This is a genomic window from Streptomyces sp. CBMA123 (assembly GCF_014596465.1).
Taxonomy (GTDB): Bacteria; Actinomycetota; Actinomycetes; order Streptomycetales; family Streptomycetaceae; genus Kitasatospora.
On sequence record NZ_MECK01000466.1, the window covers coordinates 1 to 1,660 of the forward strand.

A 1,660-nucleotide genomic window follows, 5' to 3' on the forward strand; every position below is an offset into this window, starting at 1 on the left:
GCGGCGGCACCGGCCGACGCGGCCGGGCCGGCGGCGCGGGTGCTCGCCGATCCCGACCGGGCGATGGCGAGCGGCGCGGTGTGCGAGTACCTGGACCGGCGGGCGGCGCAGCTGCTGACCGACCAGAATTCCCCGACTGGCAGCGGGAGTCGGCCGCAGCGGTGGTGGCCGACGCGTTCACCGTACGGCGCCTGCACGAGTGGGCGCTGCCGCGGACGATGACCCTCGGCGAGCCCTGGGAGCAGCGGCAGTTGCTCACGGCCTCGAACTGGCTCCGGCTGCACACGGCCGAGACCCCCTCGGCCGGGGCGTGCCTGAGCGCCTTCGCCGAGGGCGGGCGCACCCGCCGGATCCGCCATCTCGCGGCCTCCCGGCTGCGGCAACTCCGCCGGCGGGAAGGGGCGGAGGAGCGATGAGACTCCTCCGCCCGTCGACGGGGCCTCAGCCCACCATGGCCGCCAGCACGCTGCGCCAGTCCTCCCCCGGCTCGGGCCGCAGCGCGGCCGCCAGGGTCTCGGCGCGGTAGTGCCACGGGCGCCGCAGCTCCGGGTCGGCGTCGGGGCTCAGCTCCACGGTGCCGGCCGAGCCGAGCAGGCGGATCAGCTCGGTGCCGAACTCCGCCCAGGAGACGTGCCCGGTGATCGCGTTGACGATCCGGCCGGCGGCGGGGCCGTCGGGCAGGGCGCAGACCGCGAGGGCGCGGGCCAGGGCCGCGGAGTGCACCCAGGCGGCGCCGTTCCACTCCCCCTCGCCGCCGGCGGGCAGGACGATCGGCCGGCCGGCCAGCGCGGCCTGGTAGAGGTCCCCGGTGGAGCCCCAGCGGAGCTGGTCGCGCAGGCGGTGGTGCGGGCCCCAGACGATCGGGGCGCGCACCACGGTGGCCGGGCCGTGGCCGGTGGCGGCGGCGGTCTCGAACAGCATCCGCTCGCAGTCCAGCTTGGCCTGCCCGTACGCGGAGACCGGTGCGCCGCTGGGGCCGCCTTCGGTGACCTCGGTGCCGGGCGGGCGCCCGTAGGCGTCGATGCTGCTGACGAAGACGAACGGGCCGCCGGACCAGCCGTCCAGCAGGGCGCGCATGGCGGCCACGTCGGTCTCGTGCTCGGTGAAGGTGCAGGCGGCGTGGATGACGGCGTCCACGCCCTTGACGGCGCGCTGGAGGCTGTCCAGGTCGGCGAGGTCGCCCTCGGCGATCTCGGCGCCGTGCAGGGCCGGCAGGTGGGCCGACTCCGGGCGGACCAGGACGCGCACCGGCCGGCCCTGGGCCATCAGTTCCTGCAGCACGGCGGCGCCGACGCCGCCGGTGGCGCCGGTGAGCAGCACGGTGCCGGTGCGGGGCTCGCCGCTCAGTGGGGCGCCGGTGTGGGTGAGGGCGGCACGGCGCTCCTCCTCGCGGGAGGCGAGCAGGGTGGCGAGGGCGCGCGGGGTGCGGTGCTCCAGGATGTCGAGGCCGGTGAGCGGCACCCCGACCCGGGTGCGCAGGCGTTCGGCGAGCTGGACGGCGACCAGCGAGTGGCCGCCGAGGGCGAAGAAGTCGCCGTCGGCGGGCGGGACGCTGCCGAGCAGTTCGCCGAAGGCCGCGCGGACGAGGTCGAGCGGGCCGGGCCGGGCAGCCTCGGGCGCCGCCGCGGGAACGACGGCCCCGGGCAGCCGGCCGCGGTCG

The 1,660-nt window shown here is 78.0% G+C and carries 1 protein-coding gene and 1 pseudogene; one reads left to right on the forward strand and one right to left on the reverse strand.

From position 1 onward, the window contains the following. A pseudogene (locus BG452_RS46330) lies at nucleotides 1–416 on the forward strand (hypothetical protein); the annotation flags it as partial. A 25-nt stretch (nucleotides 417–441) separates the two neighbouring features. On the opposite strand, the gene BG452_RS34290 reads toward BG452_RS46330, so the two are convergent. Further along, on the reverse strand, nucleotides 442–1,660 hold a 1,219-nt coding region (locus BG452_RS34290; RefSeq protein WP_188308252.1), incomplete at its 5' end, for an NAD-dependent epimerase/dehydratase family protein.